The organism is Arthrobacter sp. Y3225116, from assembly GCF_059091245.1.
In genome coordinates this window covers 1-263 of the sequence record NZ_JBNHGL010000626.1, presented here as the reverse complement: position 1 = coordinate 263, position 263 = coordinate 1, and the positions used below count along the sequence as shown (strand labels likewise).

General features: G+C 75.7%; 1 protein-coding gene. It reads left to right on the top strand.

All coding sequences use genetic code 11. The annotated features are described in order from the left end of the window. The coding region (locus AC5RV2_RS19270) for a hypothetical protein (protein WP_494093654.1) at positions 1-263 on the top strand (263 nt) is incomplete at both ends.

The following is a 263-nucleotide window of genomic DNA, read 5'->3' as shown; positions in this document are numbered from 1 at the left end:
ACCGGGGCCGTGGCCCGCGACGGTTCCCCGTCCCGCAGCGCACGGCGAAGGACGACGGCGGATCTCACCGCACTCGCGGTGGTCGCGTTGGGCGCGATATGGATCCACCCCTCCGCCGTCGGCAGCCTGCTGGTGCTCGGCGGGTTCTACCTGGGGCGCTTCGTCGTGCTCCGCCTGGCCCGGCTCTGGCGGAGCCGCCGCGCGCTTTTCTACGCGGCGGCGGGGCTGCTGGCGACCGCGGCGGCCGCCGCCGCGTTCATCCT